18 protein-coding genes and 1 pseudogene are annotated in these 22120 nt (G+C 39.8%); 1 reads left to right on the top strand and 18 read right to left on the bottom strand.

What is annotated here, in order from left to right; all coding sequences use genetic code 11:
• Nucleotides 1-8: 8 nt before the first annotated feature.
• The 16 genes and pseudogenes from D8849_RS09485 to D8849_RS09410 form a co-directional block, all read right to left on the bottom strand.
• Complete coding sequence (locus D8849_RS09485) at nt 9-764, bottom strand: ABC transporter ATP-binding protein (protein ID WP_125386900.1); 756 nt, start codon at nt 762-764, stop codon at nt 9-11.
• Between the two features lies 1 nt (nt 765).
• On the bottom strand, nt 766-1812 hold the full coding sequence (locus D8849_RS09480; protein WP_125386898.1) for a FecCD family ABC transporter permease: 1047 nt from the start codon (nt 1810-1812) through the stop codon (nt 766-768).
• A gap of 249 nt (nt 1813-2061) precedes the next feature.
• The gene (locus tag D8849_RS09475) at nt 2062-2673 is read right to left on the bottom strand and encodes a TipC family immunity protein (RefSeq protein ID WP_125386897.1); all 612 of its coding nucleotides are present in this window, start codon (nt 2671-2673) and stop codon (nt 2062-2064) included.
• Between the two features lie 4 nt (nt 2674-2677).
• On the bottom strand, nt 2678-3286 hold the full coding sequence (locus D8849_RS09470; RefSeq protein ID WP_125386895.1) for a TipC family immunity protein: 609 nt from the start codon (nt 3284-3286) through the stop codon (nt 2678-2680).
• A gap of 4 nt (nt 3287-3290) precedes the next feature.
• Nucleotides 3291-3905, bottom strand: a complete 615-nt coding sequence (locus tag D8849_RS09465; RefSeq protein ID WP_125386894.1) for a TipC family immunity protein — start codon at nt 3903-3905, stop codon at nt 3291-3293.
• 4 nt (nt 3906-3909) lie between these two features.
• Nucleotides 3910-4518, bottom strand: coding sequence for a TipC family immunity protein (locus D8849_RS09460; RefSeq protein ID WP_125386892.1), 609 nt, complete (start codon nt 4516-4518; stop codon nt 3910-3912).
• Between the two features lie 4 nt (nt 4519-4522).
• A complete protein-coding gene (locus D8849_RS09455) occupies nt 4523-5134 on the bottom strand; it encodes a TipC family immunity protein (protein ID WP_125386890.1) in 612 nt (203 codons plus the stop codon).
• A gap of 10 nt (nt 5135-5144) precedes the next feature.
• Complete coding sequence (locus D8849_RS09450; RefSeq protein WP_125386888.1) at nt 5145-6785, bottom strand: T7SS effector LXG polymorphic toxin; 1641 nt, start codon at nt 6783-6785, stop codon at nt 5145-5147.
• Complete coding sequence (locus tag D8849_RS09445; RefSeq protein WP_070479866.1) at nt 6775-7134, bottom strand: DUF3958 family protein; 360 nt, start codon at nt 7132-7134, stop codon at nt 6775-6777. The genes D8849_RS09450 and D8849_RS09445 overlap by 11 nt, the downstream gene beginning before the upstream one ends.
• A complete protein-coding gene (locus D8849_RS09440; protein ID WP_070479865.1) occupies nt 7131-7409 on the bottom strand; it encodes a TIGR04197 family type VII secretion effector in 279 nt (92 codons plus the stop codon). The genes D8849_RS09445 and D8849_RS09440 overlap by 4 nt, the downstream gene beginning before the upstream one ends.
• A gap of 492 nt (nt 7410-7901) precedes the next feature.
• Nucleotides 7902-8522, bottom strand: coding sequence for a CadD family cadmium resistance transporter (locus D8849_RS09435; protein ID WP_125386886.1), 621 nt, complete (start codon nt 8520-8522; stop codon nt 7902-7904).
• A gap of 1409 nt (nt 8523-9931) precedes the next feature.
• The gene (gene rpsO, locus D8849_RS09430; RefSeq protein WP_001018251.1) at nt 9932-10201 is read right to left on the bottom strand and encodes a 30S ribosomal protein S15; all 270 of its coding nucleotides are present in this window, start codon (nt 10199-10201) and stop codon (nt 9932-9934) included.
• 144 nt (nt 10202-10345) lie between these two features.
• Nucleotides 10346-13054, bottom strand: coding sequence for an ABC transporter permease (locus tag D8849_RS09425; RefSeq protein WP_185756247.1), 2709 nt, complete (start codon nt 13052-13054; stop codon nt 10346-10348).
• Nucleotides 13050-13751: an ABC transporter ATP-binding protein gene (locus D8849_RS09420; protein ID WP_004262378.1), complete on the bottom strand. Its 702-nt coding sequence runs from the start codon at nt 13749-13751 to the stop codon at nt 13050-13052. Before D8849_RS09420 ends, D8849_RS09425 begins: the two co-directional genes overlap by 5 nt.
• Nucleotides 13752-13865: 114 nt before the next feature.
• Nucleotides 13866-14189 (bottom strand): annotated as a pseudogene (locus tag D8849_RS09415) (2,3-bisphosphoglycerate-dependent phosphoglycerate mutase); the annotation flags it as partial.
• A 39-nt stretch (nt 14190-14228) separates the two neighbouring features.
• The gene (locus D8849_RS09410; protein WP_004262393.1) at nt 14229-14618 is read right to left on the bottom strand and encodes a nuclear transport factor 2 family protein; all 390 of its coding nucleotides are present in this window, start codon (nt 14616-14618) and stop codon (nt 14229-14231) included.
• 148 nt (nt 14619-14766) lie between these two features.
• Here D8849_RS09410 and D8849_RS09405 point away from each other — a divergent pair, with 148 nt between their 5' ends.
• Complete coding sequence (locus D8849_RS09405; protein WP_004262396.1) at nt 14767-15096, top strand: winged helix-turn-helix transcriptional regulator; 330 nt, start codon at nt 14767-14769, stop codon at nt 15094-15096.
• Between the two features lie 97 nt (nt 15097-15193).
• On the opposite strand, the gene D8849_RS09400 is transcribed toward D8849_RS09405, so the two are convergent.
• Together D8849_RS09400 and D8849_RS09395 are read right to left on the bottom strand one after the other, a co-directional pair.
• Nucleotides 15194-15886 carry a phosphoglycerate mutase gene (locus tag D8849_RS09400; protein WP_125386882.1) on the bottom strand — a complete coding sequence of 231 codons (693 nt, stop codon included), beginning with the start codon at nt 15884-15886 and terminating at the stop codon, nt 15194-15196.
• A gap of 152 nt (nt 15887-16038) precedes the next feature.
• Complete coding sequence (locus D8849_RS09395; RefSeq protein WP_125386881.1) at nt 16039-21969, bottom strand: ZmpA/ZmpB/ZmpC family metallo-endopeptidase; 5931 nt, start codon at nt 21967-21969, stop codon at nt 16039-16041.
• Nucleotides 21970-22120 lie beyond the last annotated feature (151 nt).

The following is a 22120-nucleotide window of genomic DNA, read 5'->3' as shown; positions in this document are numbered from 1 at the left end:
TTTCATTCTTATAAATAGTGAATCATGGCTTGCTGATCCTCGGTCCAAGTCACCTGACTTTGAACTCCGTATACAGTTTGCAATGACTCAGGGGTGATGGTCTCCTTTGGAGTCCCTTGGTAAAGGATTTTCCCCTCTTTCATCAGATAGAGATAATCCGAATAGCGACAAGCAAGTTGAATATCATGCAGGACAGCTAGAACATTGACCTTGAGATTCTTCACAATGGCCAACAAGTCTAGCTGATACTTGATATCCAAGTGATTGGTTGGCTCGTCCAGGAGCAAGAGAGTCGGTTCTTGCACCAAGGCGCGGGCTAGTAAGACTCGCTGTTTCTCTCCCCCTGACAGAGACGAATAGAGACGAGTTTTCTTCTCAAGCATATCCACCTTGACGAGGGCATCTTGAACGAGCGCATAATCCCTTTCCCTTTCCTTCTGTAAAAAAGAGAGGTGGGGAGTTCTTCCCAGCAAGACGATTTCTTCAACAGTACAATCAAACTGCAGCTGGTTAAACTGGGTCACAACTGCCATTTGCTTGGCTGTTTCTTTGAGTGACCAATGCTCCAGCGGCTTTCCATCTAGGCTTATCAAGCCTTTGTCCGCCTTTTCCTGACGATAGAGGAGTTTAAGTAGACTGGTTTTCCCGCTTCCATTTGGTCCTAGTATCGTGTGAAATTGATGCCCTTCAACCTTAAGAGAAACTCCCTTGAGGATTTTTTTCTCTCCTAGTCCAAAATGGATATCCTGACAAATCAAGTCCATATCAGACCCTCACCTCCCTTCGCCTACCTCCAACAATGTAGATAAAGAAGGGAGCACCTACTAAGGCTGTGAAAATACCAATAGGAAGCTCTGCGTTTGGAATGATGATTCGAGAGAGTACATCTGCCCAGATGACAAAGAGGGCACCTAACAAGGTTGCAACAGGAAAAAGCCTCTTGTAATTCGTTCCTACTAACCCTCGAGCTAAATGTGGAGTAATCAGACCGACAAATCCAATAATCCCACAGGTTGCCACTAAGACTGCTGTCAGCACAGCCACCATGGTCACATAAAGATACCAATAAAAGCGTAAGGGAATTCCCAAAGTTAAAGCAGCCTCATCTCCCATCATCATCGCATTGAAAACACGATACTGGGTAGAGAAAAATAGAAAGGCCATTCCTACTACTATAGTTGGCAGGACCAAGTCTGCCCAGGAAGTCCCCGCGAGCGAGCCCATGGTCCAAAACTTAATGGTCATCACACTATCCGCATTAGCTCCAACTGAGATAATAAAGTTTGAAAAAGCCAGAAAGAGAGCGTTGACCACCGTTCCTGATAAAATCAGACTGGAAGTCGTCATCCTTCCCTGCATAGAGGCAATGATGAGGACAGCAATTGTTGCCAAAATAGCTCCAAGAAAAGCTCCAAGGCTAATCACCAATTTTAAACCAAGAATGATGCTCAAGGTTGCTCCTAGAGTTGCACCCGCAGATATTCCTAAGACATAAGGCTCTGCGATGGGATTGTTCACTGTAGACTGCATCACACTACCACACATAGAAAGGCCTGCTCCTACTATCAGACCTAACAATACTCGAGGGAATCTCATGTTCCATACAATGGCAAGATTAGACTTGGAAACCTCTCCTATCTCAAGAGGAAATCCTAACCTGCTCAAAATAATCCGATAGGTATCTCCTAGATCAATCGCAACAGATCCCATTGAAACTGCTAGAAAGAGAGAAATCCCTAAAATACCTAGCAAAATACCTAAAAGTAACACAAATTGCTGGTCTTGTCGGCTTCCAGAAAATTTGGAAAGCATGAAAACCTCCTTTGATAGAATCTTAAAAATTTAGAAAATTCTCATTAAAAGTATACCATATTTTCAACTGTGTAACAAGCTATGGAAAAAATACAATTAAAATCAGAAAAATTATGGTTGGTTTTTCCATACAGTGCTAGGAAGCATAAGCAAAGATAGTACTTGAGTATATCGAGGTAAGGTGACAACATAAAAAGCCCTCTGAAAATAGAGAGCCACCTGTTTATATAATTAGTGAGAATCTTTATGTCACCAATTCTCCCACTGGGTTTTAATCTTGACATCGCCATAATTGCTTGGCGAGTACTTACTGTCATAAATCGAGCACCAATCTTTTAAAACTTTTTGGTTGACGATTTCGTCGTAGTAAGAATCCAAATCCTTTGCAGTGATACCGTACTTCTCTAGGTAAGTTTTCACTTGGGCCTCGTCTTCGATATAGCTATCCTCATTTCCTGATAATACTATCTGAATTGACTTTGTGATCATTTTAGTTTTTTGGCTATACTTACTAATCATCCATAACTTCACATCCCCAGATATTTTCTTCTCAAATGAAACAAACAGCTCGTTAGAATAATTTTTGAAATTAAAATCAATAGATATATTATTAAAGTTTTGAGGGTTGCTTTTACTAATATACAATCCAAATGGATTTTGAGAGATATTAGGATCATCACTTGGCCAATCCGGTCTGATTTTAAACCCATCTATATGCCTTAAAACATTATTTGACCGATAGGTTTTCTCAGTTTCTTGGTATATCTCATCAAAAATGTTTTTAGGTTGTTTAGGAAAAAAGTAAAAACAAACTGATACAAGTAATACAATTATTGTTAAAACACCTAGTATTTTCTTCATGCTATCACCAATTCTCCCACTGAGTTTCAATCTTGACCTCACCATAGTTGCTTGGCGAGTACTTGCTGTCATAAATGGTGCACCAGTCTTTCAAGACTTTCTGGTTGACGATTTCGTCAAAGTCTTTCTCTAATTCTTCTTTGGAAATATTATTTTTTCTTAAATATTCTCTTACTTTTTCTTCATCATCAATAAATTGACCTGGTTTCCTTGGCTCTTCAAAAATCGCAAGCTCTTTTTTTAGCACTTTCTTTTGCATATTATAGTGTGCAGAATACCATAGGGTAATATTCGAATTAGTCTTTCTTTCAAAAAGAATCAACACCCCCTTTATACCTTTTCCAAAATTAAGGTTAATGGTTATATCACTATAGCCTTTGGGAAGAGTTTCATACTTTCCAAAAGGAGTATAGGATATATTTGGATCATCACTTGGCCAACCTGGACTGATTTTAAACCCATCTATATGCCTTAAAATATTATTTGTACGATATGTCTTCTCTGTCTCCTGGTAGATTTCATCAAAAATATTTTTAGGTTGTTTAGGAAAAAAGTAAAAACAGGATGATATGATTATCACGAATAAGGTTACTAAACCGAGGATTTTCTTCATGTTATCACCAATTCTCCCACTGAGTTTCAATCTTGACCTCACCATAGTTGCTTGGCGAGTACTTGCTGTCATAAATAGAACACCAATCTTTCAAGACTTTCTGGTTGACAATTTCGTCGTAGTAAGAATCCAAATCCTTGGCAGTGATACCGTACTGCTCTATGTAGGATTTTACCTGAGCTTCGTCTTCAATATAAGTTTCCGTATCTGCTTTCTTCAAACCTATTTTGACAAATTTTTTCAAAACACGATCCTTACGAATATATTTATTCCATAAGCGAACTCTAACGTTTGGCCCGATTCGCTTTTCAAATGAGATTGAACTTAACTGTGTTTTTGTAGCAAAATTAAAACTAATTTCTACTTCAAAATACTCTTCTGGGGTATGGTCTTTATTATAAGTTCCAAACGGATAATATTTAGAATACTCTCCATCACTTGGCCAACCTGGACTAATTTCAAAGCCATCTATATGCCTTAAAATATTATTTGTTCGATAGGTTTTCTCAGTTTCTTGGTAAATCTCATCAAAAATGTTTTTAGGTTGATGGATAAAAAAGTAGAAACAGGATAATACAATTAGTAAGATTAACGCTACTAAACCGAGGATTTTCTTCATCTTATCACCAATTCTCCCACTGGGTTTCGACTTTCACATCACCATAATTGCTTGGTGAGTACTTGCTGTCATAAATGGTACACCAATCTTTCAAGACTTTCTGGTTGATGATTTCGTCGTAGTCCTTCTCTAATTCTTCTTTGGTTATGTTATATTTTTTTAAATAGTTTCTTACTTTTTCTTCATCATCAAGATATTGACCTGGTTGCCTTGGCTCTTCAAAAATCGCAAGCCCTTTTTTGAGAATTTTCTTTTTTATATTATAGTGTGCTGAATACCATAGGGTAATATCCGAATTAATCCTTTTTTCAAAACGTATCGTCAATCCTTTAATACCTTCTCCAAAATTAAAGCTAATACTTATGTCTTTATAACCTTCAGGATGAGTTTGATATTTCCCTGAAGGGGTGTATGCAAAATATTCTCCATCATTAGGCCAACCTGGACTAATTTCAAAACCTTCTATATGCCTTAAAACATTATTCACTCGATATGTTTTTTCTGTCTCCTGGTAGATTTCATCAAAAATGTTTTTAGGTTGTTTAGGAAAAAAGTAAAAACAAACTGATACAAGTAATACAATTATTGTTAAAACACCTAGTATTTTCTTCATGCTATCACCAATTCTCCCACTGGGTTTCGACTTTCACCTCACCATAGTTGCTTGGCGAGTACTTACTGTCATAAATCGAGCACCAATCTTTCAAGACTTTCTGGTTAACGATTTCGTCGTAGTAGGAATCCAAATCCTTGGCAGTGATACCGTACTGCTCTATGTAAGATTTTACTTGGGATTCATTGTCAATATAATTTTCGGAATTCCCCTTTATTACAATTACTTCTACTTCTTTTTTCAAACTTTTTTCAAGATAGCTATATACTGTTCTTATCCGTATTCTAACACCTGAATCAATATATTTGTCAAAACGAATAAAACTTGTTTGTTCCAAATTTTGAAAATTAAATCCTAGTACAACTTTACAATAATTATTAAAAATGTTGTCTTTATAGGTTACATGTGGACTATATTTTAAACTTTCATTATCACTTGGCCAAACTGGACGAACAATAATATCTTCATTTTTTCCAAAAATATTATCTACCTGATAACTCTTCTCCGTTTCTTGGTAGATTTCATCAAAAATATTTTTAGGTTGACGCACAAAGAAGAAAAGACAAACTGATACAAGTAATATCACTATTGTTAAAACGCCTAGTATTTTCTTCATAGACTTCCTCCTACTCCGCCACAGCTTCTAAACGATTTAAAAATTTGGACACACCTTGATAATTACTTTCAATATACGCTTTAATGGCATCTTCCCCTTTTTGCATAATCTCTAATGGAAGGATACTGGCATAGATAGTGCTTCTTACCTGCTTCCAATCTTTATTTTTTAAGAATTCTCTTTCTCTCTGAGTCGAATCCTTTTGAAGATCAGCATAGTAAGAAGATATAGCTTGGTCATAGGATTGCCCTTTTTGCATGCGACCAATAAGATTGACCGAATCGAGGTCTGCCTTATAGTCGTCCTCGCCAATACTTGGTTTCTTATCCGTAGCATTTTTAGTTGTGTCTCCTTCCCAGCCTGAAAGGTCCTTGACATGCTCTCTACCACCATAGATATCGGCTAACTGAACTTGATTAGGATTAAGGTGAGTCGCCATAGTGATGGACTGGTGGGTAAAGTCTGCGTGACCCACTCCATTGTTAGAATAAGCCTTCAGTTTCTCGTCCCAAAACTTATCAAAATTCTCAGAATTTTCATAAGCTCTTTGATAAGCTTCTTTTGAGTCTTGATATACTAAAGGATGATCTTTCTTCAGATCACCAGATGCACTGTATTCCCCACTAGCTAATTCGTGTTGCAGTCTAAGATTATAATACAGTTCTTTGGCCTTTTCTTTTTTCAACCCCAGTTCTTGATAAATTTCAACTATTGGTTTCAATGTTCTCAATTTTTGGCCTGTCTGCGGATCGCTCACAAATTCTTTATAAAAATAATGCCCCAATCCACCTGCTGTTTCATTCCACTTAAAGCCATCATAGTAAGCCGCACCGACGACTCGCAAAAAGATATAGTCACGGAACTCTTGACTTGAGGTTGGGAACTTCTTATCTATCCCTTGCTTGATTGTCAAGAGCTGTTGGGCTGTCTCTGCGTCAAAGCCGTATTCTGCTATCATGGTCTGGACAAAGGCCTTCTCTTGACGACTGAGCTTCATATCCTTTGTGTCAGAATAGGCAGATAGGTAGTTGGCCCAAGTCAGGTCAGATGGAATTTTAAAGCTCCCTGTCTTTGCATCCCAACTATTTTCAATCTGGGCCAGTCCGCGACTCAACTGCACATCGATACTGTCTAGTTCATCGAACAGTCCTCCTGAATAGCTATCATAGGCACGCAGGTCTCTCAAAATCGTTTCATAGACGCGTTTATTGGCATGGTGTCCTCGCATGAGTTCCACATTACTGCGTCTCAATCTTCCCTTTTCTTCACTATCCATGGTCAAGCTAGAAAGGGATTGGTTGACTTCATCTAGATAAGCAATCATTTGCTCTTCCTGGCGGATCTTATCAAGTAGATCATCCTCGCGCCAACTCTTGCTGTCGACCATACTTTGGTAGTCTTCTGGTAATTTCTTGATAGCTTGAGAGAAGGTTTCTGCATAGAGCTGTCCCCCTTTGCTCAAGGGCAATAAGACACTTGCAAAAAAACTTCTAGCCGAATTATAAGCATCGCCCTTTAGACTCTCTGTATCTTCTGAAAACTTTTTGATGGCTGATTGCAAGTCTTGATAAGCCTCAACCTGAGATTGGCACATGGTCGCTACACTCGAACTTTGTAGTTGTGATTGTTCTAAGTACATATCAATGCCCATGTCGTTTTTCCTCCTCTCTTTCTAGTTCTTTGCGTCTTTCATAGTAGACCTCATCCAAGTCTCCCTCTAACCGGAACTTTTCTTTTTTCAAATCATCCATGCGGTAGCTGAGCTTCTCAAGAATTTGGTTTTTAAGTTGGTTTCTTTGTAGGAGTGTTTCTTCCAACTGTCCTGCATATCGGCTCTGATAGGCCGCCTCCCACAAATCATTTTGATAACGGTGACTAGCTCTATCATACCCTTCAAAGGTTTCTATCAGTTCTTTGGTGCGATATTTCTCTTTTCCATTGTCTTCTAGTTGGTACAAGAGGTCTCGCTCTCTTTTCTTCAACTCATCTAACTTGCTCATGCATGACTCCTAAAACCATTGGCACCCGCTTCATCTAGCGCCTCAAAATCACTCGCTATAGAGTGCAGTCGTTCGGAAGTCAGGGTAACGGCTGCCGAAATCTGACTAGCTAGATTTTGAGACTTTGTCAGACATTGATGGGCCTTGTTATTCCCTTGAAGGGTCGTTCGATCATCTTGACTAGCCACAGCAATTGCTGTTAACGATTGACAAGCATTTTTCAGCTGACTCGCATATGTTTGCGCAATATTTAGATCACTTTTTACTGTTGACATGACTGTTCTATCCTTTTTCTTAATCCCTTGTGATAGGTTTACTTTATTTAGCTATATAGACCTATTATACCATGTTTTGAATGCAAGCCCTAATTTATTCTATATTTAGATAATAAAATAGTTTTATATCTAAAAAGCTACCTAATTAGACTAGCTTCATTATCAAGCTATGCTCAATTGAACACGGCCTAAGCACTTGGCAAAAAAGATAAAATCTCCTAGAAACTGAAGTTTCTTCGTCACTTTTCCTATTTTTGCTTTGTGCTTTTGACGGCCTTTGTATCTTGTTAATTGAACTCGGCCAAGCACTTGGCAAAAAAGATAAAATCTACACGAAGGGAGAAAATCTGGTTTATTTTACCTTATAGTGCTAGGAACCGTAACCGAAGATAATACTCGAGTATATCGCGAGGTAAAGTGACAACATAAAAAGCCCTCTAAAATTAGAGAGCTGATTTGAGCTCGGGCTAAAATCCTAGTGAAACAAAAAATCTACACGGTCAGAAAAGTCTCTATCGTGCCATTTTCATACATGATGTATAGTCCAAGTAGAATGAATACTAAGGGCACAATGATTCGCTCGTATTTTTCAATTGTCTCGAATATTAACGGAATAGAGGATAACACCCGACTAATCTCGCATAAGATAATTATGCCGATTACAAACACAAGCAAAGCCACGAGGGTCTGTGACCAATCTAACGAAGCAAAATAAGGTATATAGATACCTAAATTATCTCCGCCAGACGCAATTGTTAGCAATGTAACTGTCCAAAACAGTTGATTTGCCTTGCTTTGTTCTAATCTTTCAATAATTTCTTCCTCTTCTTCCTCTTCTTCCTCACCTTCTCCAACAATTGCAAAGCGAATCCCTAAATAAATAGGGATTAAACCAAGCAATCCAACCATCCATTCTTCAGGCACGAAATTAACGATATAAGCAGCAACTAAACTCGCCCCTACAAGTAAGCCTGTGCCTAGATATTGTCCCGCATAAATATGCCATTTTTGTTTATTCTGTGATAGCTGTGCAAATAAAATAAATAAAATAATTAAATAATCGATACTGGTAGAAATATAAACACCAATAGCAGATATGATTGTCTGTACCATAAAAAAACTCCTGTATTAGTCAGTAATAAATCAGCAGATTTTAGGAGAGCACAGACACATTAATTTAGCTATCGCTAGTGGGTAATGTCGAACATAGGAAAGCATTTTACTCCTCCTCAAAACGTAGTTACAAAGTAATTTCTAACTGGAATTCGGTGACTACTTCCATGTAAAGTATAAACATACTATACTTTACTTCGTAAAGTGTGGGCTCTCCGAGGGGGCTTGCAGACAGCTACGCACCCTTATGGTGTCATTAGCTGATACCATTTGAGGTTTTTGTAGTCTCTAAAATTGTGACCGATAAAACCGCTTACTATAGCTTTGAGAAGCTGACTAGGTTTTTGTAGTCTCTAAAATTGTGACCGATAAAACAGATGCTTTTATTCAATTTAGAAAACACAGGTTTTTGTAGTCTCTAAAATTGTGACCGATAAAACCAAAAAGAAAGTAAAAAACTGGAAGAAGAGAGTTTTTGTAGTCTCTAAAATTGTGACCGATAAAACTGCTCCATTTACCCCTAGCATGACTCCGAGGTTTTTGTAGTCTCTAAAATTGTGACCGATAAAACTGCTTTGCAATTTCGCCAAAAGCAGACGCTGTTTTTGTAGTCTCTAAAATTATGACCGATAAAACAAAAAGGCGACAAAGTTCGCGTAATCGCTGGTTTTTGTGGTCTCCAAAATTATGACTGATAAAACTCAAAGGTATAATAAGTCACATTGGCAGGAGTTTTTGTGGTCTCCAAAATTATGACCGATAAAACATCGTACAATGCTGGGAGCTTTAGCTTCAAGTTTTTGTAGTCTCCAAAATTGTGACCGATAAAACCTCAATAAAAAAGCCCCCTGAGATCAGAGAGCTGATTTGAGCTCGGGCTAAAATCCATACAAAAAAGCTACCTAATTAGACTAGCTTCATTATCAAGACATGCTCAATTGAACACGGCCTAAGCACTTGGCAAAAAAGATAAAATCTCCAAGAAACTGAAGTTTCTTCGTCAATTTTCCTATTTTTGCTTTGTGCTTTTGACGGCCTTTGTATCTTGTTAATTGAACACGGCCTAAGCACTTGGCAAAAACAAAAAGCCCCCTGAAATCAGAGAGCTAATTTGAGCTCGGACTAAAATCCTAATGAAAAAGATGAAACTCCTTGTGTTCATCGAAAACTGTGTCGTTTCCCTATTTTCATACGGATTTTTGGCACCCTTAGCATCATAATTCTTGCCGGATAAAACGTTTACAGACTAGGCGAAGATTGTACAAAATTTTTAGTGAAACAAAAAAATCTCCCCTAAGGGAGAAGATCTGGTTTATTTTACCTTACAGTGCTAGGAACCGTAACCGAAGATTATACTTGAGTATATCGAGGTAAGGTGACAACGCAATGTAAGTGGAAAATAAAGCAGATTAGCGACGAAGTCCAAGAGAGTTGATCAACTCACGGTAACGGTTAACGTCGTTTTTACGCAAGTATGCAAGCAAGTTACGACGGCGACCGATTTTTTTCATCAATCCACGGTAAGTAGCGTGGTCTTTTTTGTGTTGTTTGATGTGTTCGTTAAGGTGGTTGATTTCCCAAGTAAGGACAGCAACTTGAACCTCTACTGAACCTGTATCACCTTCGTGACGTGCATATTGTGCGATGATTTCATTTTTTTTCTCTTTTGAGATTGCCATGATGTTTCTCCTTTTTATTTGGCTTCATCCGAGTGACAGGTTGGCATGCCTGTAACCAAGAAGAAGTTATTTGTCTTTACGACAGTTCTTATTCTACCAAGAAGCAGAGACTTTGTCAACAGATTTACTTTTTAAAAAATTGACCTACTCTACTGATTTCAGGGCTTCAAGCATATCCACCTTTCTCAAGTGGTGATTGACAAAGAGACCCAGTAAGGCTAAGATCACAGTCACTGCGACGATTGGAAGAGCATAGACTTCCCAGCTGACTCGTGGATAAAAAAGTATGGTGGCAGGTGAGATCATTTGAATCAAAAATTGATGTAAATAGTAGCCGGCTACCAAACCGAGAACAATCCCCACAAAGGATAGCACCATGGTCTCGCGGTAGATATAGAGGGTCACTTCTTTATTGTGGAAACCGAGAACCTTGATAGTCGAAAGTTCACGGATACGTTCTGCCACATTGATATTAGTGAGATTGTAAAGAATGACAATGGCTAGCAAGACAGAAACAAGGACAAGGATTGCCATGGTTTTATTGAGAGAATTGGCTACAGATTCAAAAAGGTGGATAGCCGTTGCATTTTGGACCACCCCAGAAACAGCAGTTTTTTTCATAAAGACCGCAGCTTCTTTCTCCGTATTGGATGGTGTTGGCTCTTTTAATTTTACTAGGTAGGTATTATCTTTCGGACTGGTACCGTAGACTTGTTCGTATGTCGCTCGGTTGAGATAAACAAAGTGTCCAACATAGTTTTCAGAAATAGCCGATACCTTGATTTCTTTCCCATCAAGCTCCAGCTTGTCTCCAACCGTAATACCTTCTAGTTGAGCTAATTTTTGACTCACGACTGCTCCATCTGTGACCTGCACCTCTTGGCCATTTTCCTCTAATGCGATAAAGGGTTTGAAATTTTCTCGGCTTGTGACCATTATGGTGATAGTCTGAAGTCCTGCTTTTCCTTTGAAATCTTTTTCAATGGATTTAGAGTAAATTTTTTGGTAAGCATGGATAGACTCAGCTTGCAAGGCACTTTCTAGTTCTGCTTTTTCTTGCTCCGTTGCACTGCTCTTTTCCGCTACAATCATCTGGTATTGCTGGATTTGTTCAAATTGACGCTCGACAACTCCTCCCACAGAAGACTGAATGCCAAGACCTGCAAATAGGAGAGCAACCGAACCCGCAACTCCAAAAATGGTCATCAACATCCGTTGCTTATATCGGAAAATATTTCGCGCCGTAACCTTATGAGTGAAGCTCAGACGACTCCAAATAAAGCTCAGGCGTTCCAGCAAAATCTTTGATCCTTTAACGGGAGGTTTGGGCAGCAAAAGTTGGGCTGCTTCATCGTGCAATTCCCTCCGTGCCACTAGATAAGCTGGCAAGACACTGGATACCCAACTTAAGGCCAGGGCAAGAAGGCTATAAGACCAGTAGAAATACTCCTGACTTTTCCCAACGACCATTCCAGCTGTTATAACATCCGAAATCACGCCTGCAAGGAGATAATGTCCTAGAAGCGTTCCTAAAACGGTTCCCACAGTTCCTGCAAGAAAACCATAGAGGACAAACTTGGCAACAATATCTTTATTCTGGTAACCTAGGGCCTTGAAAATACCAGCATTGGTACGCTCTTCATCCACAAAGCGAGTCATAGTTGTAAAGGTTACCATTGCAGCGACCATATAAAGCACCACGGGAAAGATATTCCCAACAGAACGAATACTTGCTGAAGCGTTACTGTACATGAGATAGCCTTGACCGCCTGGCATGGTTTGGCGGTTGTATACATGGTAAGTAGGCTCTGCCAGTTCATCAAGCTCTTTCTGGCGTTGTTCAAGCTTCTCTTTTTCCTTGGCTAGATTACTCTCTGTCTGAGCCATTTTTTCTTTTTCTGTAGCCAATTCTTCCTTAGCTTTTGTCAATTGCTCCTTGACTTGACTCTTTTGAGGCTCAGGCAAAGCGGTCACTTGTTCTTCTTGCGTTTTCAATCGACTTTCAGCCTGTTCTAACTGACTCTTGCCTTTTTGAAGGTTACCTTCAGCTGTTTGGAGCTGCTCTTTTCCATCTTCCAAGCTCTTTTGCCCATTTGCTTTGATACTTGCCAATCTTTTTTGACCATTATCGGCAAGCAAGTTTTGTAAGTCTTCCTGGTGTTGATCTCGTTTGCTTCTATAGTCTGATGAAAAAGCATCCAAATTTTTTAAATCATCATAGCGCACACGCGCAATACTATACACTTCTGTATCAAACTGACTGGCTACAATCACTCCATAGCCAGCCAAGCTTCCATTTCCACTACTAGCCCCTCCCAAGTCTTCTTGAGAAAGTATCTCACCCGACTGAACAAATCCAGTAATGGTGAAAGATTGGGATTTTATGACGGTCTTCCCTTCTTCTTTCTTGCTAAAGGTGATAGTCTGCCCAATCTGATAGCGGTCTTTCCAGAAATCTGCCAAGGAAATTTCCTCATCAGCTTCTGGCAGTCGCCCTTCTGTCACTTGAAAAGTTGAAATTCCCTCTGGCTTAGAATACAGTCGAACCGCTTCTTCACTATTTTCAACGGTTAGGTCTGCCATATAGCCAAACTCAACACTTGCTCCTTGAAGGGTCTTTAGTTCGTCTCGATCCTCTTTATCCAAGCCATAATCAGCTATCACTGCCAGATCCAAGGTATTTGCTTTACGAAGATAATCCTCAGCAGTACGTTCCATATTGGGGCTAGTCACTTTGAGACCTACTAGGGCTAAAGACCCCAGCATCATCAAGGTCAAGATGGATAAAAAGCGTCCCTTGGAAGCAGTCACCGACTGGAGCAAGTCTTTTCGGTATGTTTTTTTCATGCTAATACTCCAATGTATCGATAGCCTGTGGATTCTCATTGATTGTTACTCTCATAACAGTGGCATCACGCATATGAATCACGCGATCAGCAATGGGCGTCAAAGCTCCATTGTGAGTCACGACGATCACCGTCGCTCCCTTTTGACGAGACATGTCTTGGAGAATCTTCAAGACTTGCTTGCCCGTCTGATAATCCAAGGCGCCTGTCGGTTCGTCACAAAGGAGAATTTTAGGATTTTTGGCTACTGCGCGTGCAATGGAGACTCGCTGTTGCTCCCCTCCAGAAAGCTGGGCTGGAAAGTTATTGAGACGATGAGCCAGACCTACATCTGTCAAGACCTGTTCAGGATTCAAGGCATCTGTCACAATTTCTGATGCCAGTTCTACATTTTCCTTAGCAGTTAAATTAGAAACTAGATTGTAAAACTGAAAAACAAACCCTACATCATTGCGACGGTAATTGGTTCTCTGGTGGGAACTATAGTCTGCAATATTGGCACCATCAATCCAGATTTCCCCTTCATCATTGGTATCCATTCCCCCAAGAAGGTTAAGAACCGTTGACTTGCCTGCACCAGACGCACCTAGAATAATCACCAATTCACCCTTTTCAATCTCAAAATTCACATCGCGATTGGCCACAATCTCCGTGTCCCCAACCTGATAACGCTTGTAACAGTGTTTCATCTCAATATAAGCCATCATCAACCTCACTTTCTTTAACTACTTCTTAATATCATTATAACGCTTTTTCGAAGAGTTGGATACTAGAATAAAAAGAAAAACCTAGGTATTCCTAGGCTTTCTTTTTACAAACTATTTTCCAAGGTAGTATTCAGAAACTACGTTCAATTTTTCGTCAAATTCGAATACCAATGGTGGGAAGTTAGGGATTTCCACGTCCATGATTTCGTCATCTGACAAACCTTTGATGTGTTTTACAAGGGCACGGATTGAGTTACCGTGAGCTCCTACGAATACGTTTTTGCCATCTTTAAGAGCTGGAGCGATTTTATCTTCCCAGAATGGAAGGGCACGTTCCAAAGTCACTTTCAAGTTTTCAGCATCTGGGATAACTGAATCGTCAAGTGAAGCGTAACGACGGTCAGTGTGAGCTGAGTGCTCATCATCACGATCCATATATCAAATTTCATTTCAGATTCTAGATTAATTTACTGTCTAACCCCAGAAAGCATCTTCTACTGCTTGATCTGATGAAAAGAGCCAAACTTCCTTGATTTTTCCATCTTCTATGCGGAAAAGATCAATACCGTTCATGTTGAGTTCCTCACCATCTGGGCGAGTTCCGACAAAGGTTACACTGGCTGCTACAAGGTCAGTATTATCAGATACCCAGTTAGTCAATACTTTAAAGGTACCGTTTGTTTTTTCTGAAAATTGAGCTAAGTGGACTCCAAGAGCTTCTTTTCCAACCACTGTACCAGAAGTACTATTCTGACCTGGCTGGTGCCAGATGATATCATCTGCCATAGTCTCAAAAACAGCTGGAAAATTACCTGTTATAAGACCATTGTTATACGCGTTAAAAATTTCTAAATTTACTGACATGAGTTACTCCTCGTTTCTTTTATTTATGATATAATTTTATCATCTACTAACAAAAAAACAAGTAGGCACTTTATTATTATTTAGTATCAAATAAGATACTATTATTGACAAATAAGAGAATATTTTTTAAAAAAAATTTGGAGGAATAATGGTAACTAAAGTCAGTGAATTTGGAATTTGCCCTTTTGCCACAACACAGCGTGTACTAACAGGTAAGTGGGCTCTAGTCATCATCTATCAACTCAGTACGGGAACTAAGCGGTTTAATGAACTACAACGGCTGATTCCTGGCATTACCCAAACCATTCTAACACGACACCTCAGACAGCTCGAAAAGGATAAAATCGTGGAGCGTAAGGTCTATGCTGAAGTTCCTCCACGGGTCGAATACAGTCTAACTGAAATGGGGAGAAAATTTCAAGATGTCCTAGATGCCATTGAAAGCTGGGGACTGGAGTATATCGAAATTCTAAACTGATTATCTCCTCTATTCGTCTCACCTTATAAAGTGAGACAAATAGAGAGACACTTCACAAAAAAAAGGCAGAATAAATCCTGCCTTTTATCATTTATAATTATTTTCCAAGGTAGTATTCAGAAACTACGTTCAATTTTTCGTCGAATTCGAATACCAATGGTGGGAAGTTAGGGATTTCCACGTCCATGATTTCGTCATCTGACAAACCTTTGATGTGTTTTACAAGGGCACGGATTGAGTTACCATGAGCTCCTACGAATACGTTTTTACCATCTTTAAGAGCTGGAGCGATTTTATCTTCCCAGAATGGAAGGGCACGTTCCAAAGTCACTTTCAAGTTTTCAGCATCTGGAATAACTGAATCGTCAAGTGAAGCGTAACGACGATCTGTGTGAGCTGAGTGCTCATCATCACGGTCCATGTTTGGAGGCAATACATCGTATGAACGACGCCAGATGTGAACTTGCTCATCACCAAATTGTTCAGCAGCTTCAGCTTTGTTTTTACCAGTCAAACCACCGTAGTGACGTTCGTTCAAACGCCATGATTTTTCAACTGGAACCCACAATTGGTCAGAAGCTTCAAGAGACAAGTTAGTTGTTTTGATCGCACGTTTCAATACTGAAGTGTAAGCTTGGTCAAATTCGATACCAGCTTCTTTGATCAATTTACCAGCGTCAATCGCTTGTTGTGTACCTTTTTCAGACAAATCAACATCAGCCCAACCAGTGAAAAGGTTAGCTTTGTTCCATTCAGACTCACCGTGGCGAGCAAAAACCAATTTTACCATTAGATGGATTCTCCTTTAAATTTTCCGAGGTTTTCCCTCGTTTATCTATTCTATTTTACACAATTTTTCACAAAAAAGCTAGTTAAAATCGACAAGTTCTGATAGTCAGGAAGTAAAGTCCTCTCATCCTGATTAGCAACTTCTATAATTCATTACTTTTTATTTGCAAAAATAGAGGTTCTAAAATCATTTGTTTGGTCTAGGTAGGCTTTAAAGACTGCTCTCTTAAGTTTATGAACTGCACTGTCAGTTTCTGGGTTATAGTCACTCCAACGCGTACCTTCTGCATCCTTGAGAACAGCTTGGTCCATCAGTTCTTGCAATTCTTTTACTCTTTGAATGGTTTTCGTGGCATTGCTCATCCATGATTGCGTCGGATCTTTAAAAGTAATTTTATTCAAATGATCAAACTGAGCAACGCGCTCTTGATACATAGCTTTTTTAAAGGCTGCCCAAGATGAATACTGACCACCAAATAGCTTTTCTAAGACAAGCTTATCTGTCACTAATCCTTGCTTTTTACCGTAGAGGTTGATTGTCTGACCATTTTGTTTAGCAATTTCTTCATATTGGTTGGAAATATATGGGACCATACCATCTTTAAATCCTTTAGCAGCTAAGAGTTCATAAGCTATCCTACGCCCCATAAGATCTCCAGGAGTTCCTTTCTCACTGCTCAATGCTGAAAAGATTGGTGCAAAGAGTTTAATCGTAAAATAGCCATTTCTCTCATATGTGCCAGCTTGATACTCACGAGCCGAAAGAATATTATTGTCAATCAAACTCTCAAAGCTCGTCAATTTTTTAGCTTCATCTTCAGTCAAATTTTTCACAACATTAGTAGCATAAACATCATTTCCATCAGCAGGATCTGTTAGATAGTGGTTCTCGATTTTTCTGAGAGCTTCCATTTTCTGGGAAACATTCAGTTTCTTAACGATAGATTGCCCTTCAAGATATTCCAACAGATAGATGAGATCAAACATATTATGAGCGTATTTCTGGAGATCGGATGCATCTTTGAATCGTTCCGTCGGATCTAAGACTTGTAGACGGGATCCTTCTAAGCTATCTGATTTTGAATGTTTCAAGATTGAGTTAATAGTAATGGTCGCATCATTTGGATGGTCTGGCGCTTGTAATAAGCCTTTAGCAAAGAACTCAGGACCAAGACCACTTCTTCGACCATAACCACCAAGATAGATATCCTGATCGGAATCATGGGTCATTTCATGGGTATACGTTATAGCGCCATCCTTATCCAACATACGGTAAGACATATAGTAGACACCATCTCCTGTTGCGTATGCACCGTGATGATTATGAACTACCTTGTTACCAACTGGTCCAAAGAAATGTTGCATTGCAGGATTTGAATTCTCAAAGTCTGCGATTGTTGAAGCCTTTCCTTCAGTATGATCATCACCAAACTTATAGGCATCATAAAGCAGGATCGTACGATAGAGTTTTTCACGTGACTGTTTATCCAAAATACGATACCAATAATCGTAGTGATCTCGCTGACGCTTGGCTGTTTCACGCGCATTATCTTCAACAAACTTATTGAGTTTATCTCCAGCCTTATAGTCACTGTTGCGGTAGCGATCGTAAGCGCCAAATCCTAGGCTAGACAAGGTTGAGATGACAAATACAGATCTTTCTGGCAAGGTAAGGAGAGGCAAGACCATATTGCGGTATTTCCAAGTACTACTAGTAATTCGGTCATAAACACCGATAGAATACTTAGTCCCTGCTTGCTCTTGCTTGGCTTTGACCTCTGCAATAGTGGATTTTTCTTCGACAATGAAAGCTTTGGTCTGTTTTTTAAACCAATCATTGTTGCTAGTGTTTGGTAAAAAGACTTTTCGGTAATTTTCTAGCGTGCTAAACAAATCTGTCGTTCCATGATGGCTGGCAAGACTGATACCATAAGTATCAACGTTATTCTTAGCAAGCAGATTATTAAATCCTGATTTCCCTAACTCAATCAAAGTATCTAACGGAGATGCATTTCCTTTTCCAAAGAAATCAAGGTGATACAAGACCAGGTCTTTAATATTAACCTGACCATAGCTAAAGTTATACCAACGCTCTAAGTAACTCATACCAAGAAGCAAGGCTTCCTTGTTGCGCTTGATTTTATCTACGATGTAACCTGTCATTACTTGATTGTTTTCCACTAGACCAGCATCCGCTGACAAGAGTTTTCTCAGACTTTCTTCTAGATGCTCCTTCGTTTTAGCAAACTGCTCTTCTAGATAGAGCTCGGTTTGCTTCACTTTAGGTGAAATACCAAGTGTGTTTCTAATAGCATCTGAATGATAATTTACCTTCTTCAATTCTGGTAAGACTTGCTGGATAATCGTTTCTTGATTATACAAGAATTGGTTTGGCGTATAGAGAAGCCCCGTATCTCCTAGACTATATTCTGCTAACTTAGCAAAATCAGTCTGGTACTTGAGCTGGAATGTTTCAGAGGAATGATCCTGGTAATGGAGCAAGAGTTTGTTTGCAGTCTGTTTGTTGGAAACAATATCTGTGATGACTTGGTCATCCTTCATCATGACTGCTGACAAGAGTTCTTTTTGATATAAAAGACTGTTCTCATTGACCAGGTTCCCGTATTTGACGACGGTTGCCTTGTTGTAGAAAGGTAGCAATTTTTCAATGTTTTTATAAGCCAAGGTGCGCTGAGCTTGATAATGCTTCACCTTAGAAAAATCACTTTCTTTACTACCACTTGTTGAAAGGGGCTCCACTGTTGGAGGAGCGAGAGGATTGATTTCTGCTTTTTTATTCGTCACTTCAGAAGCATCTAAAATTGTTCCTCTTTCTACAAATGATTCCTTGCTGAGGACTTCTTCCCTGACCAAGGTGACATTGTAGACTCTATTAGCTTTGTTGCTGAATGTATTAGCCACCTTCATTTCATTATAGTGGTAACCGGTAATAGCATTCCCGTTGGTTACATTGACATCACTTAGTACATTGGTCAATCTTCCTGCATGCTGTTCCTCATTCGTCTTTCGATCCCACAAATATCCAGCCACACCCGCAACTCTACCAAAGTGCTTGACATTGTTGATATCACCTTCAGCATAGCTATCCTGTATATGCGCATCTTGGTCTACTAGACCTGCTAGCCCACCAACAGTCTGATCTGAACTATTCGTGTTGGAGGAAATGGCTACTGTCGCTTTTGACTTAGTCAGTGAAGCTCTGCCTCCTGTTAAATGACCGACCAAACCACCAATATTGTATGCCGCAGTCGTTTCGTAAGTATTAACAATTCTTCCCTTAAAACTGCTCTCTGTGATGCTTGATTGGTCTGCCTTAGCAAGCAATCCACCGATACCACGTTCCCCAGCCAGAACACCATCGACATGAACTTGCTTAATCTTTGTGTTATCCGTAGCTTCATTGGCCAGTGAACCGATATCATCTTTACCTGAAATAGAGACATTTTTTAGGCTCAACTTTTCTACTCTAGCCCCTCTCAAGGTTGCAAACAGTGGCTTTTTCAAGTTGTAAATAGCATAATGCTTGCCATCCTTTTCACCAATCAACTGACCAGTAAAGATGCCCTTGATGTAAGAACTGTCATCAGGTCCCAACTCCACTTCGTTGGCATTCAAGCTAGCCGCTAAATGATAGGTTCCAGAGAGATTCTTGTTGATAGCTTTAACCAAGTTGCTAAAGGAAGTGAAGGTTGTTGCTTCTTCTGTAGCCTTTTTTGCGAGATAGAAGGTGAAATTATCGACATATTTATTTTCTAGCTCTTGCTGGAGTTTCTCAGCTTTGGCTATGATTTTATAAACGGATTGTCCATTTTTTATTTCTGCAGTTATTGAAGCGACAGGTAGATAGATATCTTTGAATGACGACGATTTTGCCTTAACAAAGTAAGTGTCTATATTACTTGGAACACTGTCTAAAGAAACATGTTGTTTGTAAGTACCATTGGTCTGACTATATAACTCCAGATCAGAAACATTTCTTAATTCAAGTGTTTTTTCTGGATCTTTTTCTTTTGGTTTTTCAGCCGGATTTTCTGGTTTTGCTTGCTCAATATTGCCAGTATATTCTGGAAGAGGGGCAATTTGTTCGGGTTCAACAATCGCTCCGGATTGGGTACCTGTATAAGATGGTTTCGATGGTACCTGTTCTGGTTCGACGATAGCTCCAGATTGAATGCCAGTATATTCTGGTTTTTCGACCGTCTCAGGGGCTACAACAGCTCCCGATTGCTCGCCTTTATATTCTGGCAAGGAAGGCTGAGTCTCCGGTTCGACGATGGCACCAGCTTGAGTTCCCTTGTACTCTGGTTGTGGAGCCACTTGCTCTGGTTCAACAACCGCTCCGGACTGGGTACCTGTATAGGATGGCTTATCAGCCGTTTCTGGTTCGACGATGGCTCCAGATTGAATTCCTGTATATTCTGGTTTTTCATTTGTCTCAGGGGCAACTATTGCACCAGATTGCTCACCTTTATATTCTGGTAAGGAAGCATGGATCTCTGGTTCGACGATAGCACCAGCTTGAGTTCCCTGATATTCAGGTAGCGGAGCTACTTTCTCGGGTTCGACTATTGCTCCAGACTGAGTGCCTGTATAGGATGGTTTATCAGTTTTCTCAGGGGCAACTATAGCATCAGATTGCTCACCTTTATATTCTGGCAGGGAAGGCTGAATCTCCGGTTCGACGATGGCACCAGCTTGAGTTCCCTTGTATTCTGGTTGTGGAGCTACTTTCTCTGGTTCAACAACCGCTCCGGACTGGGTACCTGTATAGGATGGTTTATCAGCCGTTTCTGGTTCTACAATGGCACCTGATTGAATCCCTTTGTACTCTGGCTGTGGGGCAACTTGCTCAGGTTCGACAATAGCACCGGACTGAGTGCCAGTATATTCTGGTTTTTCATTTGTCTCAGGGGCTACAACAGCTCCCGATTGCTCACCTTTATATTCTGGTAATGAGGCCTGAGTCTCAGGCTCTCCTTTTCTTGCAGACTGAGGTGCTTCACTCGGAGCAACTGCCTTCTTAGTCCCTTTCTCTACTATACGTGGCAAGGATTTCTCTACCTTGGTCGAGAGGATCTCACGAGTAATTTCTTGGTTTTCAACAGTGAAAATACGAACAACCTCAACCTTCTTCCCAACATGACCTTCTTGTTTGACACGAATGGTTCCCTCTGCTAGTTCGGGATTCTCTTGAACCACTTCAGCAAAGTCTAGCTTGGTTTCAATCTCTTGATCTTTGTATAAGAGCTCTGGTTTATTTAAACGACCAGCCAAGACTTCGTCATGAGGATCCACACTAGCAATACCAGACGGCTTTTGATTGGGTGAATCTTGAGAAGGGATTGACTTGTCAGCAGGGCTTGTTGGAGACGGATTTTTCCGCTCATCTCTTACATTTTGCCCACCTTCATTGGACTGGAAATGAGGGTGAACCGTATCGTCTAGTTTCTGATCTCTAGCAACAGTTTCTAACTGATTAATTTTCTTGTCTTGCTTAATATAGCCTAGATAGGTATAACCTGACAGGACTCTTGGCAGAGGCAGACTATCTCCTTGGGATAATTGATATTCTTGATTGTATTGTAGCAAAAGCTGATTTTCAATAGCCTGAACCGACGAGACCAAACCGCTCCCCACGCCTGTTATCAAAACAACCTTCAACAATGCTTTCTTATTGCCTTTCTTTCTCGAAACAGCAAAAATGAGGAGTCCAATCGAAGCGAGGGCTCCACCAGTAAGGGCGGTAACCAGATTATTGTGCTCACCGGTATGAGGCAACTGACCTAGTTGGGCTTTCTCATCCATACGGTAGACTAGATAATAGGTACTCTCACTATCTTCAGCAATATTAGGAAAATCCTTTACAATCAAGTCCTTCTCATGACTACTCAGTTCTGTATCCGTCACGTATTTGTAGTGAACAGATACATTTTCTTTAGCAAATACGGTCCCACTGCTAGCAATGGACACAAAAAATAAGCTCGAAATTGAAGCAGACACAAGACCAATCGCTAACTTTCGTAAGGAAAAACGATGCTGCTTCTCTCCAAAAAACTTTTTCATTCTATATCCTCTCTATTATTTTATCCCTTTCAAAATAGAAGAAGCATTTTGCTTCCTCACTATGATAAACTTACAAGAAACAAAAATACTTCTATATATATTTTGATATATTTAATCTACAACCATCATTATACTATAAAAAGAGTTCCTT

Origin of the sequence: Streptococcus mitis, assembly GCF_003942765.1 — a bacterium.
Classification (GTDB): Bacteria; Bacillota; Bacilli; order Lactobacillales; family Streptococcaceae; genus Streptococcus; species Streptococcus mitis_BE.
This window is presented reverse-complemented; position numbering and strand designations above follow the sequence as displayed.